Source organism: Flavobacterium branchiicola (genome assembly GCF_018383905.1).
Classification (GTDB): domain Bacteria; phylum Bacteroidota; class Bacteroidia; order Flavobacteriales; family Flavobacteriaceae; genus Flavobacterium; species Flavobacterium branchiicola.
On the sequence record NZ_JAGYWA010000001.1, the window covers coordinates 289651 to 315992 of the forward strand.

Consider the following 26342-nt stretch of genomic DNA (forward strand, 5'->3'; position numbering starts at 1 on the left):
GTTGTTTTTTGTGGTTATTTTGGCTGTTAATTATTTATTCAAAAATTCAAGAACAGAATCTGTAATAAATTTAATTTGCTCATCATCGAGTTCTGTATGCATTGGTAAAGCAATAACTTCCTGAACTAACTGATTTGTAACTGGAAATTGTTCTTCTTTATAACGAGTATCAACGTAAGCCTTTTGAGAGTGCAACGGAATTGGATAATAAATTGCACATGGAATTGCTTTATCCAATAAATGCTGCATCAAAGCATTACGATCTGCATCGATAATTCTTAAAACATATTGATGAAAAACATGGTCATTTTCGTTTGCATCAAAATCTGGCGTAATAATATGTCTGTTACCTGCAAAAGCTGCATTGTATTTTGTTGCTGCTAAACGACGTGCTTTATTATATTCATCTAATAAAGGTAGTTTCGCATTTAAAACTCCGGCCTGAATACTATCTAAACGAGAATTCACTCCAACAACATCATGATGGTAACGCTCGTACATTCCGTGATTTACGATTCCGCGGATAATGTGCGCCAATTTATCATCATTTGTAAAAATTGCTCCACCATCACCGTAACATCCTAAGTTTTTAGATGGAAAGAATGAAGTTGCAGCTACATGTCCGATTACTCCAACTTTAGTTTTTTCTCCCGATTTTGAAATATAGTCAGCACCGATAGCCTGTGCATTATCCTCAATTACATATAAATTATGTTCAGCAGCAATTTCCATAATTGCATCCATATTGGCTGCACGTCCAAATAAATGTACCGGAACAATTGCTTTTGTTTTTGGCGTAATTGCTTTTTTAATTGCGTCGATATCAATGTTCATATTTACCATATCAACATCAACCAAAACAGGCGTCAATTGCAGCAAAGCAATAACCTCAACAGTTGCTGCAAAAGTAAAATCAGCCGTAATAACCTCGTCACCTGGTTTTAAATCTAATCCCATCATTGCAATTTGCAAAGCATCTGTACCATTTGCACACGGAATTACATGTTTTGCCCCTAAATAGTCTTCCAGATTTTTTTGAAACTGATGAACCAAAGGTCCATTGATATAAGTATTTGTATCTAAAACTTCCTGAATTGAAGCATCAACAGTAGATTTTATTTTTTCATATTGACTTTTTAAGTCAACCATTTGAATTTTTTTCATTTTCAATTATATTTAAACTAAAGACCTGATTTTAAAACAGAATCTTTAAAAGGAGCAACAAAAATAGTTATTTAATATGGGCAAACCAATGAAAATAATCGAAAGAAATGTAATTTAGCCACAAAAACAAACAGATGCTTTTTCTATATAATTTAGTTATTTCTATTGCGGGGTTTTTTCTGAAAATTGTAGCTCTTTTTAGTCCGAAAATTAAACTTTTTGTTGATGGCCGCAAAAATGTTTTCACCATTCTGGAAGAAAAAATCAAACCTTCAGACAAGACGATCTGGTTTCATTCGGCATCACTTGGAGAATACGAACAAGGACTTCCTGTTATAGAAAAAATAAAAGAAAAATACCCATCCCATAAAATCATTGTAACCTTTTTTTCCCCTTCTGGATACGAAGTGCGTAAAAATAACACAGTTGCAGATGTTACACTTTACCTTCCGTTGGACACTAAAGCAAATGCAACAAAATTTATAGCACTAGTTCACCCTGAATTAGCATTCTTTATTAAATACGAATTTTGGTTAAACTATTTAAAGGAATTAGAAACAAAGAAAATCCCTACTTATTTAATTTCAGGGATTTTCAGAGACAACCAAATGTTCTTTAAATGGTATGGAGGTTTCTACCGAAAAGCCTTAAAAGCATTTTCTTATTTTTTTGTTCAGAATGAAAAATCAAAAGATAAAATTGAATCTATAGGATTTCAGAATGTAGTTGTTTCCGGAGATACCCGTTTTGACCGCGTTAATGCCATTTTAGAAAGAGACAACTCACTTGATTTTATCGAAAGTTTCAAAAATAACAAACCTACTATTGTAATAGGCAGCTCGTGGCCAAAAGATGAAACCTTATTAATAGAATACATTAATCAGACTTCAGAAAATGTAAAGCTTATTATTGCACCACATAATATAAAACAAGATCAGATTTCAAATTTAAAAGCACAACTCACAAAACCTGCTGTACTCTTTTCAGATAAGAGCAACGCTGGTAACCTATCAGATTATAGTGTTTTTATTATTGATACCGTTGGTTTATTAACCAAAATCTATAGCTACGGAACAATCGCCTACGTAGGAGGTGGTTTTGGAAATCCGGGCGTTCATAATATATTAGAACCAGCAACATTTGGATTACCAATTATAATTGGCCCCAACTATTCGCATTTTGCAGAAGCTATTGAACTAGTTAAACTTGGCGGATGTATTTCAATCTCTAATAAAGAAGAATTAAAAGAAAATCTAGACCTATTAATACATGATCAAAATTTTCTCAACGAAAAGAGCGAAATCTGTAAATCTTTCATTCAGAACAATACAGGAGCTACAAATATCATCTTGAAAATGGTCTCTGAAACGATTTAAAATTTCAAAAAGCTAGTTTTAACCTCCAGACAGTTAAAAAACACTTAAGACTAGAACTTATTTTATTTTTAGCGTTTATAGAATACTCAGCCAAAATCAAAATAAAGTGCAAAGCGCACCCTATAAATAGTCATTTCTTTTGCAGAATATTCAACAACTAATAATTTCTGCAAAAAATACAACAATACAAACATTTTTTGTCGTTTTGGCATATTATTTGATAACTAAGATAATCGTGAGCGATGAAAATATTTTAAAAAAAAAATAAAAAAATATTTTACATATTAAAAAATTTATATCTTTGCCACGAATTAATAATTAACCTTTTATAATAAAGTAAGATGAAAAAAGTATTTTTAAGTTTAGCTGTTGTTGCTGTTTTAACTGTTGTATCTTGTAAAAAAGCTGACGCTGCAGCTGAAACTGCTGTAGATTCTACTGCTGTTGCTGTTGATTCTGCTGCTGCTGTAGTTGATTCTGCTGCTACAACTGTTGACTCTGCTGCTGCAAAAGTTGATTCTGCTGCTACTAAAGTAGAAGAAGCTGCTAAAGAAGTAAAAAAATAATTAGAACCTAAATTCTAAAGATTTTAAAACCATCCATCGTGATGGTTTTTTTTATGTTCAAAATTTTAAATCCGAACATAACTCATAAAAAAAAGCGTTTACAAAAAGTAAACGCTTTTTTTTATATAACCAACCTCAGATTAATCCATTTCATCCTCAGCCATTTCTTCTTCATCTTCAAAAATTGATTCATTTGACGAAAAATCCAAGATCTCAGACTTTGCCGCATAATTCACAATTTCTTTAATCCCCTTTTGCAAAAGCAATTCTGTAGTGTATTTTCGACTTGTTGCAAAATGAACCTCCCCCAACATCAATTTAAAAAAATACTTCCCGCCAGAGCCTTTAAATTTCAAAAATTTAGCCTGATCTATATTCGCTTTAAACTTTTCAATATCCTCCTCCCCTTCAAACTTCAATTCATAACTCAAACTCGTAAAAATCACTTTTCCTTTTCGGGAAGTGAAAACAAATTTATATTCATCGTTAAATCGCCTGCTAATAACGAATGCACCCATTTATAATTTTAGATTTTAGATTGTTGATTTTAGATTTCCGCAGATTCTTAGATTCTTAGATTCTTAGATTCTTAGATTCTTAGATTCTTAGATTCTTAGATTCTTAGATTCTTAGATTCTTAGATTCTTAGATTCTTAGATTCTTAGATTCTTAGATTCTTAGATTCTTAGATTCTTAGATTCTTAGATTCTTAGATTCTTAGATTCTTAGATTCTTAGATTCTTAGATTCTTAGATTCTTAGATTCTTAGATTCTTAGATTCTTAGATTCTTAGATTCTTAGATTCTTAGATTCTTAGATTCTTCAAAATAAATTACTTCGCAATTTATTTTGAAATGAAAGTTTACACCATAAAAAAAGCCTCTTCAAAAGAAGAGGCTTTAGTACTCAGAGCGGGACTTGAACCCGCACGAACATTGCTGTTCACTGGATTTTAAGTCCAGCGTGTCTACCAATTTCACCATCCGAGCATTATATGGTTTTGAGCGAAAAACGGGGCTCGAACCCGCGACCTCGACCTTGGCAAGGTCGCGCTCTACCAACTGAGCTATTTTCGCATTTCAAATCTTTTTAAGAACTCACAACACTTGATTTGTTTCGTATTGCGAGTGCAAATTTAGGACATTTATTCAATTACACAAGCGTTTTTTAAAAAAATATTTCACTTATTTTATAACTTTCTGATAACCTAAACTTTAAACTTGAAAATTTTTATTATTATTTTTTGACCAGCATTCTTTTAATCTCATTCAGTTTCATTAGTGCTTCTACCGGAGTAATTGCATTAATGTCCAGACTTAAAATTTCTTCTTTTATTTCTTCAAGCAAAGGATCATCCAAATTAAAGAAACTCATTTGCATTTCATCATTTGCTGCTTTAATTCCATTTAATGCATCACTTGAATGATTCTTTTCTAATTTCTTTAAAAGCTTCTGTGCTTTTGAAATAACAAGCTGAGGCATTCCAGCCATTTTAGCTACATGAATTCCGAAACTATGCGCACTTCCTCCTTTTACCAGCTTCCTAACAAACAACACTGTATCTTTCAATTCCTTTACAGCAACATTGTAGTTTTGAATTCTAGGCAACGATTCTGTCATTTCATTTAATTCATGATAATGCGTTGCAAAAAGCGTTTTTGCTCTTCCTGGATGTTCGTGCAGGAATTCAGCAATAGCCCAAGCAATAGAGATTCCATCATACGTACTTGTTCCTCTTCCAATTTCATCCAGCAATACCAAACTTCTGTCTGAAATATTATTCAAAATAGAAGCGGTCTCATTCATCTCAACCATAAAAGTAGATTCTCCCATGGAAATATTATCCGAAGCTCCAACTCTGGTAAAGATTTTATCCACAATTCCCATTCTAACACTATCAGCAGGAACAAAACTTCCCATTTGAGCCAAAAGGACAATCAGCGCCGTTTGTCTTAAAATAGCAGACTTACCCGACATGTTAGGCCCGGTAATCATGATAATCTGCTGAGTCTCTCTATCAAGAAAAACATCATTGGCGATATATGGTGTTCCTACCGGTAATTGTTTTTCAATTACAGGATGTCTTCCATTTTTAATTTCTAATTCAAACGTTTCATCAATTTCAGGACGCACGTATTTATTCTCAATAGCCAATTGCGTAAATGAACACAAACAATCTAATTGCGCCACCAGATTTGCATTCATTTGAACTGGCTTTATATATGTTGCGATCCAGGCAACCAACTGCTCAAAAAGATCTGTTTCAATTTTATAAATTCGCTCTTCTGCCCCTAAGATTTTAGTTTCGTATTCTTTTAATTCCTCAGTAATATATCGTTCTGCATTTACCAAAGTTTGTTTACGAATCCATTCTGTCGGAACCTTATCTTTATGTGTATTTCTAACTTCGATATAATATCCAAAAACATTATTAAAAGAAATTTTTAGAGAAGAAATTCCTGTTCGCTCCGATTCTCTTTTTTCGATTCCTTCTAAATATTCTTTTCCGGAAGTCGAAATCGCACGTAACTCATCCAGTTCTTCACTAATTCCTTTTGCAATCGCATTTCCTTTTGCAATTGCCACCGGCGCATCCTGATTTAAAGTTATTTTGATTTTTTCTCTTAATAGATCACAGGCGTGCAAACTATCTCCAATAACTTTTACTGCTTCCTGCGGACTTTCAAGCGCCAAGGTTTTAATTGGAATTATAGCATCTAAAGATTCTTTTAAATAAACAATCTCTCTTGGTGATACTTTTCCAGCTGCAATTTTAGAAATTAAACGCTCTAAATCTGAAATCTGCTTTATCTGATATTGAATATTATGCAGAATTTCAGGATTCGATTTTAAGTAATCTACTACTTCATGTCGGCTTTTTACTTTATTGCCATCTTTTAATGGCAATGCCAACCAACGTTTTAACAAACGGCCTCCCATTGGAGAAAGCGTTTTATCGATAACATCCAGAAGTGTAACCGCATTTGGATTATAACTATGATATAATTCTAAGTTTCTGATTGTAAAACGATCCATCCACACATAAGCATCTTCTGCTATACGCTGAATTGCCGTAATATGCTGTACACGGTTATGTTGTGTCTCAGATAAATAATACAGAATCGCACCCGATGCAATAATTCCCTCTTTTAACTCTTCGACACCAAAACCTTTTAATGAAGTGGTTTGAAAATGTTTTGTCAGGGTTTCTAAAGCATAATCTTCTTTATAAATCCAGTCTTCCAGGTAGAAACTATGAAAATCTTCTCCAAAAGCACTTTTAAAATCATTTTTATTATTCTTAGGAACCAAAACTTCGCTTGGATTAAAATTCTGCAAAAGCTTGTCAATATATTCAGCATTTCCCTGTGCTGTCAAAAATTCCCCTGTTGAAACATCCAGAAAGGATACCCCAATATTTTTATTAGCAAAATAAACTGATGCTAAAAAGTTATTCGATTTTGACTGTAAAACCTCATCATTTAAAGAAACTCCCGGCGTTACAAGCTCTGTTACTCCTCTTTTAACGATTGTTTTTGTCATTTTAGGATCTTCAAGCTGATCACAAATTGCAACACGAAGTCCTGCTTTTACTAATTTTGGCAAATAAGTATTAACCGAGTGATGCGGAAAACCGGCCAAAGCAGTTTCAGTTTCAGATCCTGCACCTCTTTTAGTTAATGTAATTCCAAGAATTTTAGAAGCTCTAATGGCGTCTTCTCCAAAGGTTTCATAAAAATCTCCTACTCTGAAAAGCAGACATGCATCAGGATATTTACTCTTGATTTCGTTGTACTGTTTCATTAAAGGTGTTTCTTTCACCACTTTTTCTTTAGCTGCCAAATTATTATATTTTTAAATGAAAAATTAAGACAGCGAATTTATGCTTTTTTGAAAGAATATAAAAAGCTTCAAAAATTAAAATATTTTTAAGATATTTTTAAGCGCACATTTAAGATTTTTACATAGATTTGTTTATAATTAAAAACAAAGACCCTAAAATGAAAAAAATAATTTTATTTGTTATGCTAGCTGTAGTTGGAATTACAGCTGCAAATGCACAAAGCACTAAAAAAGCAAAAGCTACTAAAGTTGCTAAAATTGAAGGAGCTGGAATGGCTTTTGAAACTGAAACTATTGACTACGGAACTATCGCTCATAATGCTGATGGTAAACGTGAGTTTGTTTTTGTAAACAACGGAACTAAACCATTAATCATTACAAACACACAAGGATCTTGTGGTTGTACTGTACCAACTACACCAAAAGAGCCAATCGCTCCAGGTGCAAAAGGTATTATTGGTGTAAAATATGCTACTGACAGAGTTGGTGCTTTTACTAAAACTGTAACTGTAACTTCTAATGCTGAAGGACAACCAACAAAAGTACTTACTATTAAAGGTACTGTTTTACCAGATCCTGTAAAAAGTTAATCTGAAAACAAAATAAAATAATCGAAAAAGCTTCCTTATCTTTGGAAGCTTTTTTTATGCTCTGAATACAACACCAATGAGAAAACTTGAAAACAGCGAGCTGGATCGCAAATCAATTGAAGATTTTAAAAAATCAGATAAAACACCTTTAATATTAGTATTAGACGATATTCGCAGTTTGCATAATATCGGATCTGTTTTTAGAACTGCTGATGCTTTTCTAATTGAAAAAATCATTCTGTGTGGTATTACGGCTACTCCGCCGAATAAAGAAATTCATAAAACTGCTCTTGGTGCAACTGAAACTGTAGCCTGGGAACATCATGAAAATGTTTTGGAGGTTATTCAAAATTTAAAAAAAGACAATGTCCTGACAATGGCAATTGAACAAGTTGAGAGTGCTGTTTTTCTTCAGGATTTTAAAGTTGAAAAAAATCAAAAATATGCATTGGTTTTTGGAAATGAAGTTTTTGGTGTAGCTCAGGAAGCTGTTGCAATATGTGATGGCTGTATAGAAATTCCACAGCTTGGAACCAAACATTCCCTTAATATTGCTGTTAGTGCCGGAATTGTAGTTTGGGATTTATTTCAGAAATTAAACTGGCCTAACGCTGTTTAAAATACATTTTACCCAATGCAAAAATGTTATTTTACATTGGGTTTTCTCTTTAAATGTTAGAAATCGAAATATATTTTTTTATTCTTATAAAATCGATACTTTTATAAAATGAAAAATTTCCTTTTCTTAAAAACAGTCGTATTTCTTTTTGTTTTACATTTCAATCAATCTATTGCAAATGAAAAGATTAAATCTTTTAAAAATAGTTGTTTTGAAACAAAAAACGACACCCTTAAACTAAATAAAAGGAAAAACAATAAACTATTATTTGATGTTCCGCCACCCAAAATAAAAGCTACAGGTGATCAATTCTATTGTACTGGCACAGCAATAAAAATAGTTGAAACTTTTGACATCGAACACGACTTAACCGAAACAGGAACCGAAGCACTCTATATTCAAATATCGTCCGGATATTCAAATGGACTTGATAAACTGGAATTAACCAATATACCATCTCATCCGGGTATTGTTATAAAATGGGATCCTACAGAAGGGAAATTGACATTTTCAAATCCTGTAGCTGGTGCTCAAGTTCCCTATTCAGATTTAATTAAAGCCGTTAAAGATGTCGTTTTTACTAATCCATCACCAACTGCTTCAGGCACAAAGACATTTTCGATAACAATTGGTCAGGCCAATTATTTACCTTCTACACAACATTATTATCAATTTATTCCAAATATTGGTATTACCTGGACTTCCGCAAAAGCTGCAGCCGAGGCGAGAACTTATTACGGACTTAAAGGTTATTTAGCTACGATATTATCTGCTGATGAAGCCAAATTAATTGGCGAACAAGCTTCGGGAACAGGCTGGATTGGAGGAAGCGATGCCGAAACCGAAGGCGTTTGGAAATGGGTAACAGGGCCTGAAGCCGGAACTATAATGAATTATACATTCTGGAATACCGGTGAACCCAATCAACAAGGCGATGAAGACTATGCTCACATTACACAACCTGGAATAGGAATAAGAGGTTCGTGGAATGATTTGTCAAACACTGGATCATTAACAACCAATGATCCATATCAGCCAAAAGGTTTTGTTGTTGAATATGGGGGCTCTGCCGGAGAACAGCCTTTGCAAATTGCTGCAAGTACAAAAATTACAATTCCAGTAGCCACTCCTTCTGCAAATCCAGTAGCGGTTTGCGACTCGGGAACTTTTACATTTTCAGCAGCTGCGACAGCAGGAGCAATAATCCGTTGGTATGATGCCGCAGTTGGAGGAAATTTAATAACTATAGGAAACTCTTTTACAACCCCAATATTAAGTACTACCACAACCTATTATGTTGATGCCGGTTGTGAATCAAACAGGAAACAGGTTGTTGCCACTGTAAACACTACTCCATCTACGCCCGTACCAGAAAAAACCGAATATACCAACTGCGGACCAGGTTCTTTAACTCTTAAAGCAAGTTCAAATATTGGGGAAATTAATTGGTATAAAACTGCTTCTGACCAAACAAGTCTTTTTAGAGGTACTAGTTTTGTAACGCCAACAATTTCTGAAAACACAACCTACTACGCTCAAGCCTCTAATCAAGGTTGTATCAATCCAAATCGAATTCCGGTTAATATTAGAATATACACTCCGCCTGCTGTTATTGATGAAACATTACCATTATGTCAATCTCAAACTATAACCTTAGACGCAGGAGTTTCAGGAATGGAATACAAATGGTCAACAAACGAGACTACTCAAACAATAAAAGTAAATACCGGAGGAACTTATACCGTAGAAGTAAAAAATCCATCAGAAGATTGTTCAAGCACAAAAACAATTATAGTCGAAGAACATGAAACTCCACAGATTGATCGTATTGACGTAAACGGCACAAGGGTTATTATTTATCTTAAAAAAGAACAGAATTATTTTGAATATTCTGTTGATGGTGTACATTTTCAGGATTCTAATATCTTTTATGATGTTCCCGGAGGCTTACAAACAGCTTATGTAAAAGAAAAAACGAACTGTGGTGCAGTTGCCAAAAACTTTGTTGTTTTGGTTTTTCCTGCATTTTTTACACCAAACAATGATACATTCAATGATGTTTGGGAAGTAACCGGAATGGAAAATTACCCACAGGCACAAGTCACAATTTTTGATCGATACGGAAAATTAGTAGTAGAACTAAATGCTGCAAAAATGAGTTGGGATGGTACTTTCAATAAAGCGCAATTGCCAGCCTCAGATTATTGGTATGCTTTAAAAATTGACAACACTCAACCTGTTTTAAGAGGTCATTTTTCATTAAAAAGATAAACAATGAATATTGAAATAATTCGCGAAATCTGCCACAAACTCATTGGAGTAACTGAAGATATAAAATGGGAACATGATCTTGTGTTTTCAGTAGGATCAAAAATGTTTTGCGTTGTTGGTCTTGATCAAAATCCAACTTCGGCTTCTTTTAAAGTTTTGGACGAAGAATTTGAAGAAATAAGCAACAAAACCGGCTTTAAACCCGCTCCTTATGTCGCAAAATACAAATGGGTTTTAATTGATGATATCTCAAGAATGAAAAAATCAGAATGGGAAAAATACATTGAGCAGTCTTATCGACTTGTTCATGAAAAATTATCCGTAAAACTGAGAAAACAGCTTGGAATATTATAGCCCTAAGAAACTATTTTCTTCTTAATTTCACTTAATATATAAAGATAGTCTTCGTGTTTTTTCACAAAATCACGATTCGAAACGTCTATTATTAAAACATTCAGGTCAGTTTGAGATTTAATATAATCCAGATAACCATTATTGATTTTATCGAGATAACCTGCCTCTATATTTTGCTCGTAGCTTCTACCTCGTTTTTTAATGTTCTGAAGCAAACGTTCTGTATTTTGATACAGATAAATATACAAATCAGGCTTTGGCATTTCTTTATAAATGATATCGAATAAATTTCGGTACAAACGATATTCATCTTCACCAAGTGTTATTTTCGAAAAAATCAAAGATTTAAAAATATGATAATCCGCAACAATAAAATCTTTAAACAAATCAAATTGCTTTAAATCATCTGATAATTGCTGATAACGATCTGCCAAAAAAGACATTTCGAGAGGAAAAGCATAACGATTCTGGTCTTTATAAAACTTAGGTAAAAATGGATTATCTGCAAAACCTTCCAAAACTGTTTTAGCATTAAAATCTTCTGCAATTTTATGCACTAAAGTAGTTTTTCCTGCTCCAATATTTCCTTCAAAAGCAATATAATTAAATTTCTCCAGTGCAATTTCCTTCAAAGGATTCTTTAAATTCTGAACAACAGTACAAACACTTTCATCCGGAGTAATCGCAATTAATTCTGAAACCGTTTTTTGTAGAATCGGATGTTCCCAATCCAGTTTTAAATCCTGCATGGGTAATAAAACAAAATTCCTGTTTTGCATTAAAGGGTGCGGAATCTGAAGTTTTTCTGAATCAATAATTTCACTATCAAAAGCAATTAAATCAACATCAATTAGTCGGGATTGATACCCTTCCTGATTAAGTCTGATTCTACCTAATTGTTTTTCAACTTTTAAAACCTGATTCAGTATTTTTTGTGCCGATGAAGTACTGTGCAAAAGCAGTGCGCAATTATAAAAAGCATCACTTTCAAACCCCCACGCAGGTGTTTCATATAGTCTTGAAACCCTGATTACTGTGCCTACTTCCTGATGTATTAATGCAATACAACTTTCGATATTTGCTAACCTGTTTCCCTGATTACTCCCGATAGATAAAACGACTTGATGCTGTGACTTCATAATTAAATGCAAATTAACTAAAACTATTTTAGAATTAACCAATATATTTGTGAAACAACACATAGAATTGATCTTAAAATTATGTGTTAAAAATTGTAACATTTTATCTGTTAATACTACTTATTAAAAAAATATACGTATGAAGTTTTTAGGAAATGTAATTGCCACAGTGATTGGTATTTTTGTATTTATAATGCTGTTTTTCTTTGGAATAATTCTTTTGGGAGCCATTTTTGGAGGTGAGGAAAGTGTATCAGCCAAAAAAGATTCGGTTATTGAACTGAATCTGAAAGAAATCAAAAATGATTATGCAGGTAAATATAAAGATCCATGGGTTACTGTTTTTTCTGAACAAAAAGGAATTGGATTAACAGATGTAATCAATGCAATCGAAGCGGCAAAAACAGATGATAACATCAAAGGAATTTCTATTTTAAATGATGAATCTTCTTTAGGACTTGCTCAATATAAAGATTTAAGAAATGCACTTGAAAGCTTTAAAAAATCAGGAAAATTTGTTTGGGCTTACGCCAATACGTATTCACAAAAAGAGTATTATCTAAATTCTGTAGCCAATACGGTTTATTTGAATCCTGCGGGTGATTTAGATTTTAAAGGACTTTCGTCTGAAGTAATGTTTTTTAAAGATTTTCAGGACAAATCGGGTATTCATATGGAAGTGATTCGTCACGGAAAATACAAAAGTGCTGTTGAACCGTTTTTAGAAAATAAAATGAGTGATGCCAACAGAGAACAAGTTACAGCATTGCTAAACTCAATATGGACAACGGTTTCTGCTGACATTTCTAAAAGCAGAAATATTCCGCTTCCAAAACTTAATGAAATTGCAAACGGTTTATTAGCCAGAACTCCCGAAATGGCAAAAGCCAACGGTTTAGTAGATATTATCGCTTATGAAGATGTATATCACGATGCCATTAAAAAAGCGTTGAAAGTTACCGGAGATGATGATTACAACAAAATTTCAATTTCAGATTATACACAAAACAACATTACTACTGCCCTTGCTAATACAGCGGATGATCAAATTGCAATTATTTACGCTCAAGGCGAAATAGAAGGTGGCGAAGGAGATGTTACCGTTATTGGCGAAGGTTCTATGCGACGTGCACTTCAGGAGGCCAGAAAAGACGAGGATGTAAAAGCAATTGTATTGAGAATTGACAGTCCTGGTGGAAGTGCTTTAACATCAGATTTGATCTGGAGGGAAATCGAAATAACTAAAAAAGTAAAACCTGTCGTAGTTTCTATGGGTAACTATGCTGCTTCCGGAGGTTATTATATTGCTTGTAATGCTAATAAGATTTTTGCTGAAAGCAATACCATTACAGGTTCTATAGGCGTTTTCGGAATATTGCCAAATTTTAGTCCGTTGGCTACTAAATTAGGGATTAATACAGAACAAGTAAAAACACACGAAAACTCAGCAAATTACAGTCCGTTTGTTCCAGTTGATGAAAAATTCAAAGCATTTACTTTAGAAGGTGTTGAACATATTTACAACACTTTTGTAACTCATGTTGCGCAAGGCCGTAAAATGACTTTCGCACAAGTTGATGCCATTGCACAAGGAAGAGTATGGTCGGGTTCTGAAGCTGTAAAGATTGGATTAGTAGATAAAATAGGCGGATTAAATGATGCTATTGCTGAAGCTGCTAAAATTGCTAAAATAAAAACATACAGTACGCAAAATTATCCTGAGTATGAGAAAACTTTTGGAGATCTTTTGTCAAAAATGCCTTTTGCACAATCTAAAGAAGCTTTTATAAAAGAAGAAATCGGAGAAGAGAACTATATGCTTATTGAGCAGGTTAAAAAACTTCAAAAACAAAAAGGTGTTCAGGCCATGATGCCATTTGGAATAAACATTAAATAATTGAATCTCAAAAAATGAAAAATTTATTTTTGTTTGCAAGTGTTCTGTTTTTCTCTATTGTAAATGCACAAACCAATACACAAGATACTTTTAAAGAAACCAATGTTACTTTAAAAATCAATGTTGATCAGCTTTATGGCACACTTACCGTTCCTGATAATGTAAAAAAATGTCCGGTTGCTTTACTAATTGCAGGCTCTGGCCCAACAGATAGAAACGGAAATAATCCGATGATGAAAAACAATTCCTTAAAAATGCTGGCTGAAGCTTTAGCAAAAAACGGAATTGCATCATTACGATACGACAAAAGAGGAATTGGCGAGAGTAAAGCGTCTGCCATAACAGAATCTAGTCTGGTTTTTGAAAATTATACTGAGGATGCCAAAAGCTGGATTAATTTTCTAAAACAGGATAAGCGTTTTTCGCAATTAACTATTATCGGACACAGTGAAGGATCCTTAATTGGAATGATTGCAGGTGCCAAAGCAAATAAGTTTGTTTCTATCGCAGGAGCTGGTGAATCTGCAGATCAATTAATAAAATCTCAAATTTCATCAAAGTCCAATAAACAGGTTGAGGAAATGACTTTCCCTATTATAGACAGTCTTAAAGGTGGAAATAAAGTAAATAAAGTTGATCCGCTTCTTAATTCGCTTTTCAGACCAAGTATTCAACCTTATTTGATTTCATGGTTTAAATACGATCCTAAAGCAGAAATAAAAAAATTGACTGTCCCGGTCCTAATTATACAAGGAAGTAATGATTTACAAGTAACAATTAAGGATGCTGAAAATTTAGCTCAGGCAAATAAAAATTCTGAATTAGTAATCATTGATAAAATGAATCACATCATGAAGATTATTGACGGAGATAACAAAGCTAATATGGAAAGTTACACCAATGAAACTCTCCCAATTTCTGAGACAATGGTAAATAAGATTGTTTCCTTTATTAAAAAATAAACACAATAACAAAATCATAAATCCGTTTGAAAATTTTCAAGCGGATTTTTTTTCATTTAACAATAATACAATTCTTACATTTTTAAGAAAACTTTATCTCCAAACTGCGGCAAAAAAAACTATTTTTGCATAACTTGATTTTTAAGTAAACCCTCAAATCTATAAATATGTTAAAGAAAATTTTAAAAATAACCGCCATTGTGCTCGTGGTTTTTGTGGCCGCACTATTTGCCATTCCCTACTTTTTCAAAGATCAGATAAAAGCTAAAATTGCAGATGCGATCAACGAAAGTGTTGATGCAAAAGTAAGCTTTGCCGATGCTGATTTAAGTTTGTTTAAAAACTTTCCGAATGCTACTGTTGGAATCGAAAAACTTGTTATTATAAACAAAGCTCCTTTTGAAGGCGACACACTAGTTTCATTGGGTGAATTAAATTTAAAAATGAGCGTTAAAGAACTTTTTAAAGGAAAAGAAGAACCTTTAAGCATTCAGGGAATTACTTCTGAAAATGGTTTAATCAATATCATTTTTAATAAAGATGGTGTCGGAAACTTTGACATTGCCTTAAAAGACAAGAAGGACACTCCGAAAGACGATAACAGCAAACCGCTTTCTTTAAAAATTCAGAATTATAAAATCGAGAATTTTACATTTAGATATATTGATCAGGGTTCTAAAATTAAAATGGTAATTGATAGTTTAAACCATGAAGGAACTGGAGATTTTACCAATTCAAAATTAGATCTAACTACAAAATCTACAGCAAAAGTATCGTTAGATATGGACAAAATCAATTACATGAAAAATGTAAAACTGACTTTAGATGCTGTATTAGGAATTGATTTAAACCAAAGTAAATATACTTTTAAGGAGAACAAAGCTTTAATCAACCAATTGCCTTTAGAATTTGATGGTTTTATTCAAATGAAAGAAAAGGCTCAGGTTTATGATTTAAAGTTTAAAACGCCAACTTCTTCCTTTACCAACTTCTTAGGTTTAATTCCATCTGCTTATGCCTCAAGTTTAGATGGTGTAAAAACTACAGGCGATTTTACTGTTGCTGGTTTTGCAAAAGGAGAATTGACGGATACTACGGTTCCTAAATTCAATATCGCGATTGCATCCAACAATGCTTCTTTTCAATATCCTAACTTACCAAAATCGGTTCAGAATATTGTAATTGATACTAAGATCATCAACGAAACAGGAATTCTAAATGATACCTACGTCAATTTAGATAAACTTTCTTTTAGAATTGATCAGGATGTTTTTAACGCTAAAGCGAATATCAAAAATATTACCGTAAATCCTATTGTAGATGCTGCTTTAAAAGGAACAATCAACCTGGCTAATCTTTCAAAAGCATATCCAATTAAAATGGATAAACCTCTTGCGGGTATTTTGAAAGCTGATGTTACAACTAATTTTGATATGGCTTCTGTTGAAAAAAGTCAATATCAAAACATCAAAAATGCCGGAACTATGAGTTTATCAGGGTTTAAATACACTGATGAGAATAACAAATCTATGAATATCAGCACAGCGTTGGTAGAATTTAATCCGAGTAAAATTAACTTAAAACAATTTAATGCTACTACCGGAAAAAGTGATCTTGCAATTAATGGAGTTTTAGAAAACTTCTACGGATTCATGTTCAAAAAACAAGAATTAAGAGGTAATTTCAATATGAGCTCCAATCAGCTTGCAGTTGATGATTTTATGACGGCCGGAGAACCTGCAAAAGAAGAAACAAAAACGGCTGCAAAACCAGCTGAGGCAATGAAAATTCCTGCTTTTCTAAACTGTACAATAAATGCTAAAGCAACAACCGTTTTATACGACAATTTAAAACTGAAAGATGTATCGGGAAGATTGATTGTTAAAGATGAAAAAGCACTTTTAGAAAACTTTAAAACTTCTATTTTTGGTGGAACAATTGGTTTGACCGGAGCTGTTTCTACTAAAGAAAAAGTACCAACGTTTGACATGAATTTAGGTTTTAATCAGGTTGATATTGCACAAACATTCACGCAATTGGACATGATGAAAAAGATTGCCCCTATTGCCGGAATCATCAATGGTAAATTAAACTCGACCATTAAATTAAACGGAAAATTAGATGCTAAAGAATTAACTCCGGATTTAAGTTCGATTTCAGGAGATTTATTAGGACAATTGCTTTCGTCTACTGTAAATGCTAAAAATTCCACTTTATTAAATGCTTTAGGCTCAAACATTAAATTTATCGATATGAATAAGGTGAATTTGAATGATATTAAAGCGGCTTTAACTTTTGAGAATGGAAAAGTAAACGTAAAACCATTTGACATCAAATATCAGGATATTAAAGTTACGGTTGGCGGAACTCACGGTTTTGATCAAACGATGAATTACAACTTAAAATTAGATGTTCCTGCTAAATATTTAGGAAGTGAAGCAAATACATTTATATCAAAATTGTCTCCTGCCGATGCTGCTAAATTGGAAAACATTCCAATTAATGCAATGATTACAGGTAACTTTTCTAGTCCAAAAATCAGTACTGATATGAAAAGTGCTGTTAGCAGTTTAGCTTCTCAGGTTGCGAATCAGCAAAAGGAAAAACTAACGCAAAAAGGAACTTCGGCTTTAAATGATTTAATCAACAAAAACACTAAAGCGAAAGATACTACTCAGGCTGCAAAAACGGAGAAGGAACAAAAAACTCAGGAAGTCACTAAAAAAGCAAGTGATTTATTAAACGGATTATTTAAAAAGAAATAAATCTAAACAAAAAATGGTCAATCGAGTAGATTGACCATTTTTTTTATACTGCTTTGGAATAAATATGGAGCCTGCCGTTATTTAAAATACTATTAAAGACTTTAAAATAATCATTTTTAGAATAGTTATAAATATCTATTCCTATACTACTATTATCGTAAGGTTCGTATTTTTTTAAATTAGAAACCGAAAACAATCCGGCTGTTGGAGTCTGAGAAGAACTTGCTAAATGCATTATCCCGCTATCGGCACCAATAAACAATTCTGTATTTGCTATTAACGCAGCAATTTCCCTAATGTTTTTACTGTAAAATGATGGAGCCTCAAAACCAATCTGAGAAACATTTTCGACAGGTAAAATCTCTATAATATTGTAGTCTTTGTATTTTCTTTTGAGATCTTTATAGAAAACTTCCCACCAATTTTCTTCAAGACATTTTGCTCCCGTAGCGTAGGTAAAAATGCAAATTGTCTTTTTAGAATTAGGAACCAGTTGGTCAAGTGCTATTTTGCCCCCTGTTAATTCTGCCGAATTTAATTTAAGATCTACCGGAGCAATTATTCGGTTACTTTTTTCTATTCCTAATGTCGTAAGATAATTTCGGAAGTTGTAAACGGGATATTTTGCAATATGCTCATAATCTGCTTTAAGATCCATTTGGCCGTCAGGAAAATCACCAAAAAATTTGTATTTAGCATTGGCTACTTTTACTGCCAATCTTCCTGAGGAAGAATTCTGATCGACATTTATGGCAAGATCATACTTTCCATTTTTGATTACAAACCATACTTTAATATATTCAAGTAAGCTTTTAAAAGGCTTTTTAGGCAGATCTATAATTTTATCGACATTCTCATAGTTCTCAAAAATAATGGGCGCTAATGTTCCCTTAACAAACAAATCAATTTTACAATTTGGAAACGTTGAAGTTATTTCCTGGAGCAAAGGAGTTATCAGTAAAAGATTTCCTAATCTTCCGTTTGGTCTGCAAACCAATACTCTTTTGATTTCTGATTTATTGAGCAAAACAATATTCTGATCGACTTTTGACTTACCAATATTCCTCGTCAGTAAGTTCATTACTGCTCTTCTAAAGGAATTAATTTTACTTGAAACATTCATCTTATAAATAATTTACAGATTAAAATTTTTCCTTTTATTTAAGAGAAAAACCGTTCTAAAAGAACTGGAACTAAACTAGTTAATACCGTTTTTTAAAACTAAAATATTTCAATAAGTAATTATTACAAAATTGTAATCAAATGTTTCATCATTTGCATACAAATGCAATTTACTTACGTAATAAAATTAATCAAATTATTTATAACATACAAATTATCAAGTAATTACAAAAAAGCTAAAACTAAAATACAGTTTAGACATTTATAACCACAACGTAACCTTCCGAGCCACGAACATTAAAAACAGTACCATTTTCGAAGATTAAATATTGGCCTTTAATTCCTTTTAATTTTCCAGAAAAAGAAGGTGTTTTATCCAGATTTAAACTCGAAATTTTAGCAGGATAACTTAAAACAGGATATTTTAATTCGTAAACGTCATTTTTCTGACTGTAAAAATATTCTTTTACTTCTGCAGGTATCAAGCTTTCTACTTTTGCTTTTTCGGCAATTAAATCAAAATCCGTACTAGTATTTTGCAGCATTTTACGCCAGTTTGTTTTATCTGTAAAATGATCTTTTAAAGCAACCTCCGTAATTCCTGCCAAATATCGGTTTGGAACCTCAACAATAGAAATCGCCTGATCTGCTCCCTGATCGATCCAACGTGTTGGCACTTGTGTTTTACGTGTTACACCTACTTTTACTTCGCTTGAAATAGCTAAATAGACAATGTGAGGTTGCAATTGTACTTTTTGCTCGTATTCAAGATCACGATCGGCAATTCCTAGATGAGCAGTACTTAATTCAGGACGCATAATCCAGTCTCCAACAGCGGCGCTTGAGTAAAAACAATCGTAGCAAAAACCCTGACGGTATATTTTTTTCTTTTTATTGCAATTTAAACATTGGTAACCAACAAAATTAATTTCGATTTCTTTATCCAATAATTGATTCATACTCAAAAAACTGTCTTCAAAAACTAAATAGTATTGAATTGGGTCTCCAAGTTCAGTCTGCATTTTTGTAAGTACTCCCTGATATTGCATAAAGTTTTAATTTTTAAATTGCTTATTATATATTTTATAATAACCTGAAGATTTTAGAGTTTTTATTGTTGAAAATTCAGGTTAAGATTTGGAATCTTTGTTACAAATAGAACTGTTTTTTATAAAAAAACACTATTTTTGATACAAGGACAAAGTTAGTATTTGTCTGTCGATATTCAAATCTTAAATTTATGAGTTTTGTTCCCGGACAAAATTCGAAATCTAAAATATAAAATCTTCATGCCCGTATCAATTATCAACTCTTTCGCTTCTTGGGTCCTTAAACAAAGGATACACCAAATAGAACTTTTTCTTAAATATCCGAATGAAGTTCAGGAAGAACTGTTGCATAATTTATTGACTTCTTCAGAATATACGGTTGTGGGTAAAAAATACGATTTTGCATCGATAAACTCCTATCAGACTTTTACGGAAAGAGTGCCAATTTCGAGCTATGAAGAATTACAACCTTTAATTGAACGCACGCGTCAGGGTGAGCAAGGTGTTTTTTGGGAGACTCCAATAAAATGGTTTGCTAAATCGAGCGGTACAACAAATGCTAAAAGTAAATTTATTCCGGTAAGTAATGAAGCTCTGGAAGATTGTCATTATAAAGGCAGTAAAGATTTACTTTGTTTGTATTTGAATAACAATGAAGATTCTGAATTGTTCTTAGGAAAAAGTCTTCGTTTGGGCGGAAGCTCTCAGATTTACGAGAACAACAATACTTTCTTTGGCGATTTATCGGCTATTTTAATTGAGAATATGCCTATTTGGGCAGAGTTTAGCAGTACACCAAGTAGTAAAACTTCGCTAATGAGCGAATGGGAAACCAAAATTGCTGCTATTATAAATGAAACTAAGAATGAAAATGTGACCAGTTTTGCAGGAGTTCCGTCCTGGATGTTGGTTTTAATGAATAAAGTTTTAGAAAACACCGGCAATCAAAACTTGTTGGAACTTTGGCCAAATCTTGAAGTTTACTTTCATGGCGGCGTAAGTTTTTCTCCTTACAAAGAGCAATACAAAAAAATATTACCCAGTAAAGATTTTAAATACTACGAAATCTACAATGCTTCTGAAGGCTTTTTTGCCATTCAGGATTTAAATAATTCGAGTGATTTATTATTGATGCTGGATTATGGAATTTTCTATGAATTTATTTCAATGGATACTTTTGGAACTCCAAATCAAAAAGTGGTTCGTTTGGCAGATGTTGAACTGAATAAAAACTATGCGATTGTAATTACAACCAATTCCGGTTTATGGCGTTATTTAATTGGTGATACTGTTCGTTTCACTTCTTTAAATCCTTATAGAATAAGAGTTACAGGAAGAACCAAGCATCATATTAATGTTTTTGGGGAAGAATTAATGGTCGAAAATACCGATCAGGCAATTGCAAAAGCGTGTCTGGTTACCCAAACCGAAGTTATCGATTATACCGTTGCTCCAATTTTTATGCAGGATAAAGAAAAAGGTGCGCACGAATGGATGATTGAATTCAAGAAAAAACCTGCCGATGTAGGGCTTTTCCAGAAAGTTCTGGACGAAACTTTACAGACTTTAAATTCTGACTACGAAGCAAAACGCTACAACAATATGACTTTAAATCCTTTGGTGATTAATGTTGCCAGAGAAAATCTTTTTTATGACTGGCTAAAAGAAAGAGATAAATTGGGCGGACAGCATAAGATTCCGAGACTTTCTAATCAAAGAGATTATTTGGAGCAGTTGAAGGAAATGTAGAACTATGAAGTTTGCACCAATTTTCATGAATTGGTACAAATCAATTGTCCTGAAATATCCAGGAATAAATTCATAAAGGAATTAGAGTATGACGAATAGCCCAGAAGATAAATTAATTTTAAACAACTTTTTCCATTCATTATTCCCAATAGAAAAAGAAGTTGTACAAGAAATTACCAAAAATTTTACTCCTTTTAAGTTAGAGAAAAATACAATTCTGCTGGATAAAGAAACCATAAGTACTAAAACTTATTTTTTAGAAAAAGGATATATGGCGTCTTTTATTCTTAATGAAGATAATGATGAAATTATTACAAATATCTTCACAGCTCCTTGCTTTGTAAATGACTTCCTTTCTTTTTTTAAAAAACAACCTACCAAAGAAACTTTCCAAACTATTACAGATTGTTCTTTTTGGGAAACCAATTTAGAAACTGTTCAGGACAATTTTCATACTATTTCACAATTTAGAGAATTCAGCCGACTGCTATTTGTAATTAATTATCATAATCTTAACGATAGACTTATAGAAATGAGAAGTCAAAAGGCAGAAACAAGATATTTAAAGCTTTTAAAAGAAAGGCCTGATATTTTTAAGCATGTACCGCTTAAAATTATAGCTTCTTATTTAGGAATTACAGATACTTCATTAAGCCGTATTAGAAGAGAAACCTCTCAACTCTAAAATTCTTATCATTTGGCAAGTATTATTAGACGTGTAACCACGGATATTTGTAAAAATAAAAAAATGAACAGAAAACATATCGCAATAGTAGGACTTGGCGGAGTTGGAGGCTATTTTGGCTTTAAAATAAATCAGGCCAACGAAGATAAAAAACAGTATCAAATTACTTTTGTTGCCAGAGACAAAACATATGAGACTGTTAAAAATAACGGATTAATTTTACTTTCGGACGAACATCCTAATTCGGTTACAAAACCAGATTTTATTCTTGATACTATAAAAGACGTTTCATCTCCTGATTTAATATTACTATGTACAAAGGAATATGATCTTGAAAATATCTGTAAGGACATGTTTCAAATTATCAGTCCAAATACCATTATATTACCGATGATGAATGGTGCCGACATTTATGAAAGGATAAGAAAAATAATTCCTAAAAATACTATTTTACCAAGTTATATTTATGTTGCATCTCACATAAAAGAAAAAGGAATAATTGAACACAAAGGAAAGCCCGGAAAAATCTTTATTGGACGCGATCCTGAAAATTTTACTGAAAACATCGACTGGATACTTGATTTATTGTCTAAAAGTGGAATCGATTTTGATCTGAAAGACAATTCTTTTACTGAAATCTGGACAAAATTTATTTTTATTGCCAGTTTTGGTTTAGTAACTTCTAAGTACAATTCGTCTATTGGACAAGTTTGTTCAGACCCTTTGCAAAGAAGTGAAGCTGAAGAAATCATGAAAGAAATAAAAGTAATAGCCGACCAAAAGGGTTTTAATCTGGATAAGGATATTATAGCGAAGACTTTTGAAAAAGCAACAACTTTTCCGCCACAGACACCAACTTCGTTGCAGCTTGATATAAATTCAAACAAAGAACAAAATGAGTTACAATTATTTGCGAGTCCTATAATTAATTATGGAATCGAATTGAATATTGAAACTCCGTTCACAGAAAAAATTTATACTGAATTAAAAGAAAAAATAGACTTAAAAACTTTCGTCAGATAATTTCATGATTAAAAACGACTAATTCTACTAAAGTCGCATGAGGGATAGCAGTGGAAATCCTTTTTGTTTTTTCTTTAAAAACAAAAAGATTACTTCGTCAGTTCGCTATCGCTCGTGTGGAACGGATAGCCCGACCCGCTTTCTGGGGATATACCCAAATAAAAAACCTCAGCTCTTTATTGAAAAAGACTGAGGTTTTGTTTTTATTACGTTTTCTATGTCATTTCGAGGAACGAGAAATCGCACTAGAAATTCTATAAAGTATATGCGCCAATCTTTGTCGAGTTACTAGTGCGATTTCTCGTTCCTCGAAATGACAAAATTGGGCTAAATATAATTTGTCAAGTGACACAATATTACATCATATCGATATACCTGTCGTGATATCCTAAAAGGTATAAAACACCATCAAGACCCAAGCTTGAAATTGACGTTGATGCGCTTTCTTTTACTTTTGGTTTTGCGTGGAAAGCGATTCCTAAACCAGCTAAGTTTAGCATTGGTAAATCATTTGCTCCGTCACCCACTGCAATAGTTTGATTGATATGAATTCCTTCTTTTTCGGCAATTGCTTTTAATAATTCGGCTTTCTTTTGTCCGTCTACGATATCGCCAAGATATTTACCGGTTAATTTACCGTCTTTTATTTCTAATTGGTTAGCGTGAACGTAATCTATTCCCAATTCTTTTTGCAGATAATTTCCGAAATAGGTAAATCCTCCTGAAAGAATTGCGGTTTTATAACCATAATATTTTAAGGCTTTCATTAAACGATGTGCGCCTTGCGTAATAGGTAAATTGATTGCAACGTTTTGCAAAACTTCTTCACTTAAACCTTCCAGCAAAGCCATACGTTGTTTGAAACTTTCGTTAAAATCTATTTCGCCGTTCATAGCAGATTCTGTAATGGCGCGAACCTGAGGCCCTACTCCGTTTAATTCTGCCAATTCGTCAATAACTTCCGTTTGGATTAATGTAGAGTCCATATCGAAGCAAACTAAACGACGGTTTCTTCTGTAAATGTTATCTTCCTGAAACGAAATATCAACGTTTAAGGTTCTTGAAATTTCCATAAAATTTGCCGTCATGACAATTTTATTTACAATTTCACCCGTTACAGATAATTGAATGCAAGAACGTGGATATTCTTCTTTCTCAAGAATAGAAGTTCTTCCTGTTAATCGTATAATAGAATCAATATTCAGATTTTGATCTGACATAATTTTGGTTACTGCAGCCAGTTGAGAAGCAGCTAATTTTTCGCCCAAAATATTGATGATATATCGTTGTTTAGATTGTGATTTTACCCACTTTTCATAATCTTCAATAGAGATTGGAATAAATTTTACCTTGATTTCCAATTCGTATGCCTTAAAAAGCAAATCTTTTAAAACTGGAGCAGAACTTGAACCTGCCTCAATTTCGAACAAAATACCTAAAGAAAGCGTATCGTGAATGTCGGCCTGACCAATATCTAAAATATTGGCATCGTAAGCTGCTAAAACGGCTGTTAAACCAGTTGTAACCCCGATTTTATCATGTCCTGAAACTTTTAATAAAATAATCTCTTTATCTTCTGTCGCCATTGTATTCTGAATTGATTTAGAAAGCGACAAAAATCGGCAATCTCCTGATGATAAAAAAGAATAATCATTGTTTTTTTAAACAGAAAAAGCACATATCAATGTGCTTTTTCGAGTAATTTAACAATTATGCTTGGGTATTACAATAACATAACTTTTTGAATTATTTACCTGGTTGATTCTCGTCAAAGTTCACCATCCAGCTTACGTTAAATTTATCTTTGAACATTCCGAAATACGCTCCCCAGAATGTTTTGTTCATTGCCATATAAACGGTTCCTCCGGCTGAAAGTCCGTTGAAAATTCTATCTGCTTCTGCTGCACTTTCAACATTAATCGAAACAGAAAAATTACCACCAAAAGTCACATCTCCTGATTGCTCGCTACTGTCGCTTCCCATTAAAATTGTATTTCCAATTGGCAGTGAAACGTGCATTATTCTGTCGGCATCTTTCTCTGTAACCTGATCACAGCCTTCTTCTGCCGGCATGTCTTTAAATTTTCCGATATAAGGAAACTCCCCTCCAAAAACTGATTTGTAAAATAGAAACGCTTCTTCGCAATTTCCATTAAAAATTAAATACGGATTTACTGTTGTCATGATTTCTTATGTTTTATTGTTTTTTGTTGATTATAATTTTTTAAACTCAGAAGCAAGTAGTTAATCTTGCTTCTTTGTCTCTATTTTCTAATTCTCAGATAACTCTTTAATTGTTTCCAATCCTTTTGGGAAGGCTTCTTTAAAATAGTCTAAATGTTTGTCTATTACATCTACTTCTACGTGCAGATCAACTACATCTCCATTTTGTGTTAATCTATAGGTTTCCATTGCTCCGATCCATTGCTCGGTTTCTTCATTTGGCGGAACCTCTTTATAGTCTTTGAGTTCACCCATATGCTTAAAAGCCATGTACTCGTTTGGAATTTTCTTTTCGATCAAACTATTCATTCCTTCTCCGGCTGCACCTAAAAAATAAATTTTGTCGCCTTCATTCCAAGTTGATTCTACGTAACTTTCTCCACAAAAAGCTTTTGTCCACTTTCTATACGTTTCGTCGTCCCATAAGACTTTCCAAATCTTTTCTTTAGAAGCCTTTATTTCTATATCAAATTTTAATGTTTCCATAATTAAGATAATTTACTAAAATCCATAAACAATACATTCCAACGATGGCCATCCAGATCTGAAAAGCCAAAACCATACATCCATCCCTGACTTTCGGCAGGAGGGCTAAAAATTTCACCACCGGCATTTTTTACTTTTTTTGCCAGTTCATCTACTTCTTCTTTACTTTCGGCATCTATAGAAATCAGAACTTCTGAACTTTGTTTAGTGTCTGTTAAACTATTTTGAGAGAAACTTGTAAAAAGCGAATCCTCAAAAAGCATTACTACAAAATGCGTCTCACCAACTACCATGCACGTCGAACTTGAGGTATCATGTTGCTCATTAAACGAAAAACCAATTTCCCAGAAAAACTTTTTCGCTTTTGCTACGTCTTTAACAGGTAGATTCAACCAGATTTGTTTTGTCATTGTTTCATATATTTTGTTAGAAAATTAACTTGTTGGGTGTAATTAAAAA

22 protein-coding genes and 2 tRNA genes are annotated in these 26342 nt (G+C 32.9%); 12 read left to right on the forward strand and 12 right to left on the reverse strand.

All coding sequences use genetic code 11. The annotated features are described in order from the left end of the window. Positions 1–30 precede the first annotated feature (30 nt). Positions 31–1164, reverse strand: coding sequence for a DegT/DnrJ/EryC1/StrS family aminotransferase (locus tag KHA98_RS01290; protein ID WP_213254555.1), 1134 nt, complete (start codon positions 1162–1164; stop codon positions 31–33). Positions 1165–1298: 134 nt separating this feature from the next. Here KHA98_RS01290 and KHA98_RS01295 point away from each other — a divergent pair, with 134 nt between their 5' ends. Together KHA98_RS01295 and KHA98_RS01300 are read left to right on the forward strand one after the other, a co-directional pair. Continuing rightward, entirely contained in the window at positions 1299–2540 is a 1242-nt protein-coding gene (locus KHA98_RS01295; RefSeq protein ID WP_213254557.1) for a 3-deoxy-D-manno-octulosonic acid transferase, read from the forward strand. A 341-nt stretch (positions 2541–2881) separates the two neighbouring features. Beyond that, entirely contained in the window at positions 2882–3106 is a 225-nt protein-coding gene (locus tag KHA98_RS01300) for a PG1828 family lipoprotein (protein WP_213254559.1), read from the forward strand. 140 nt (positions 3107–3246) lie between these two features. Here KHA98_RS01300 and KHA98_RS01305 read toward each other — a convergent pair whose 3' ends face one another. The 4 genes from KHA98_RS01305 to mutS all read right to left on the reverse strand — a co-directional run bounded on the left by KHA98_RS01305 (position 3247) and on the right by mutS (position 6949). Continuing rightward, complete coding sequence (locus KHA98_RS01305) at positions 3247–3624, reverse strand: DUF1508 domain-containing protein (protein WP_213254561.1); 378 nt, start codon at positions 3622–3624, stop codon at positions 3247–3249. 385 nt (positions 3625–4009) lie between these two features. Next, positions 4010–4095: transfer RNA gene (locus KHA98_RS01310), tRNA-Leu, on the reverse strand. Positions 4096–4109: 14 nt separating this feature from the next. Next, positions 4110–4182, reverse strand: a tRNA-Gly gene (locus tag KHA98_RS01315). Between the two features lie 160 nt (positions 4183–4342). Further along, positions 4343–6949, reverse strand: coding sequence for a DNA mismatch repair protein MutS (gene mutS, locus KHA98_RS01320; RefSeq protein WP_213254563.1), 2607 nt, complete (start codon positions 6947–6949; stop codon positions 4343–4345). A gap of 158 nt (positions 6950–7107) precedes the next feature. On the opposite strand from mutS, the gene KHA98_RS01325 reads away from it, so the two are divergent. From KHA98_RS01325 to KHA98_RS01340, 4 genes are all read left to right on the forward strand, one after another. Further along, positions 7108–7539, forward strand: coding sequence for a DUF1573 domain-containing protein (locus KHA98_RS01325; protein WP_213254565.1), 432 nt, complete (start codon positions 7108–7110; stop codon positions 7537–7539). A gap of 76 nt (positions 7540–7615) precedes the next feature. Beyond that, on the forward strand, positions 7616–8158 hold the full coding sequence (locus tag KHA98_RS01330) for an RNA methyltransferase (protein WP_213254567.1): 543 nt from the start codon (positions 7616–7618) through the stop codon (positions 8156–8158). A 108-nt stretch (positions 8159–8266) separates the two neighbouring features. Further along, entirely contained in the window at positions 8267–10429 is a 2163-nt protein-coding gene (locus tag KHA98_RS01335) for an Ig-like domain-containing protein (protein ID WP_213254569.1), read from the forward strand. Between the two features lie 3 nt (positions 10430–10432). After that, positions 10433–10783 carry an MmcQ/YjbR family DNA-binding protein gene (locus KHA98_RS01340; protein WP_213254571.1) on the forward strand — a complete coding sequence of 117 codons (351 nt, stop codon included), beginning with the start codon at positions 10433–10435 and terminating at the stop codon, positions 10781–10783. A 2-nt stretch (positions 10784–10785) separates the two neighbouring features. On the opposite strand, the gene folK is transcribed toward KHA98_RS01340, so the two are convergent. Further along, the gene (gene folK / locus KHA98_RS01345; protein WP_213254573.1) at positions 10786–11922 is read right to left on the reverse strand and encodes a 2-amino-4-hydroxy-6-hydroxymethyldihydropteridine diphosphokinase; all 1137 of its coding nucleotides are present in this window, start codon (positions 11920–11922) and stop codon (positions 10786–10788) included. A gap of 139 nt (positions 11923–12061) precedes the next feature. Between folK and sppA the strand changes: the two genes are divergently transcribed. From sppA to KHA98_RS01360, 3 genes are all read left to right on the forward strand, one after another. After that, entirely contained in the window at positions 12062–13819 is a 1758-nt protein-coding gene (gene sppA, locus KHA98_RS01350; protein WP_213254575.1) for a signal peptide peptidase SppA, read from the forward strand. 14 nt (positions 13820–13833) lie between these two features. Continuing rightward, positions 13834–14781 (forward strand): alpha/beta hydrolase family protein, encoded by a 948-nt coding sequence (locus KHA98_RS01355; protein ID WP_213254576.1) that lies wholly within the window; start codon positions 13834–13836, stop codon positions 14779–14781. Positions 14782–14948: 167 nt separating this feature from the next. Beyond that, the gene (locus KHA98_RS01360) at positions 14949–17546 is read left to right on the forward strand and encodes an AsmA-like C-terminal region-containing protein (protein WP_213254577.1); all 2598 of its coding nucleotides are present in this window, start codon (positions 14949–14951) and stop codon (positions 17544–17546) included. Between the two features lie 43 nt (positions 17547–17589). Here the strand turns inward: KHA98_RS01360 and KHA98_RS01365 are convergent, their stop codons facing one another. Together KHA98_RS01365 and KHA98_RS01370 are read right to left on the reverse strand one after the other, a co-directional pair. After that, the gene (locus KHA98_RS01365) at positions 17590–18669 is read right to left on the reverse strand and encodes a glycosyltransferase family 9 protein (protein WP_213254578.1); all 1080 of its coding nucleotides are present in this window, start codon (positions 18667–18669) and stop codon (positions 17590–17592) included. Between the two features lie 253 nt (positions 18670–18922). Then, positions 18923–19717, reverse strand: coding sequence for a DUF2797 domain-containing protein (locus KHA98_RS01370; RefSeq protein ID WP_213254579.1), 795 nt, complete (start codon positions 19715–19717; stop codon positions 18923–18925). 240 nt (positions 19718–19957) lie between these two features. Here KHA98_RS01370 and KHA98_RS01375 point away from each other — a divergent pair, with 240 nt between their 5' ends. From KHA98_RS01375 to KHA98_RS01385, 3 genes are all read left to right on the forward strand, one after another. Beyond that, positions 19958–21466 (forward strand): GH3 auxin-responsive promoter family protein, encoded by a 1509-nt coding sequence (locus KHA98_RS01375; protein WP_213254580.1) that lies wholly within the window; start codon positions 19958–19960, stop codon positions 21464–21466. An 88-nt stretch (positions 21467–21554) separates the two neighbouring features. Continuing rightward, positions 21555–22151 (forward strand): Crp/Fnr family transcriptional regulator, encoded by a 597-nt coding sequence (locus KHA98_RS01380; RefSeq protein WP_213254606.1) that lies wholly within the window; start codon positions 21555–21557, stop codon positions 22149–22151. A 63-nt stretch (positions 22152–22214) separates the two neighbouring features. Then, complete coding sequence (locus KHA98_RS01385; protein ID WP_213254607.1) at positions 22215–23174, forward strand: ketopantoate reductase family protein; 960 nt, start codon at positions 22215–22217, stop codon at positions 23172–23174. 356 nt (positions 23175–23530) lie between these two features. On the opposite strand, the gene serB is transcribed toward KHA98_RS01385, so the two are convergent. The 4 genes from serB to KHA98_RS01405 all read right to left on the reverse strand — a co-directional run bounded on the left by serB (position 23531) and on the right by KHA98_RS01405 (position 26293). Next, entirely contained in the window at positions 23531–24760 is a 1230-nt protein-coding gene (gene serB, locus KHA98_RS01390) for a phosphoserine phosphatase SerB (RefSeq protein ID WP_213254608.1), read from the reverse strand. A 160-nt stretch (positions 24761–24920) separates the two neighbouring features. Continuing rightward, positions 24921–25358 carry a VOC family protein gene (locus tag KHA98_RS01395; RefSeq protein WP_213254609.1) on the reverse strand — a complete coding sequence of 146 codons (438 nt, stop codon included), beginning with the start codon at positions 25356–25358 and terminating at the stop codon, positions 24921–24923. 87 nt (positions 25359–25445) lie between these two features. Then, positions 25446–25883: an SRPBCC family protein gene (locus KHA98_RS01400; RefSeq protein ID WP_213254611.1), complete on the reverse strand. Its 438-nt coding sequence runs from the start codon at positions 25881–25883 to the stop codon at positions 25446–25448. A gap of 2 nt (positions 25884–25885) precedes the next feature. Next, the gene (locus KHA98_RS01405; RefSeq protein WP_213254613.1) at positions 25886–26293 is read right to left on the reverse strand and encodes a VOC family protein; all 408 of its coding nucleotides are present in this window, start codon (positions 26291–26293) and stop codon (positions 25886–25888) included. Positions 26294–26342 lie beyond the last annotated feature (49 nt).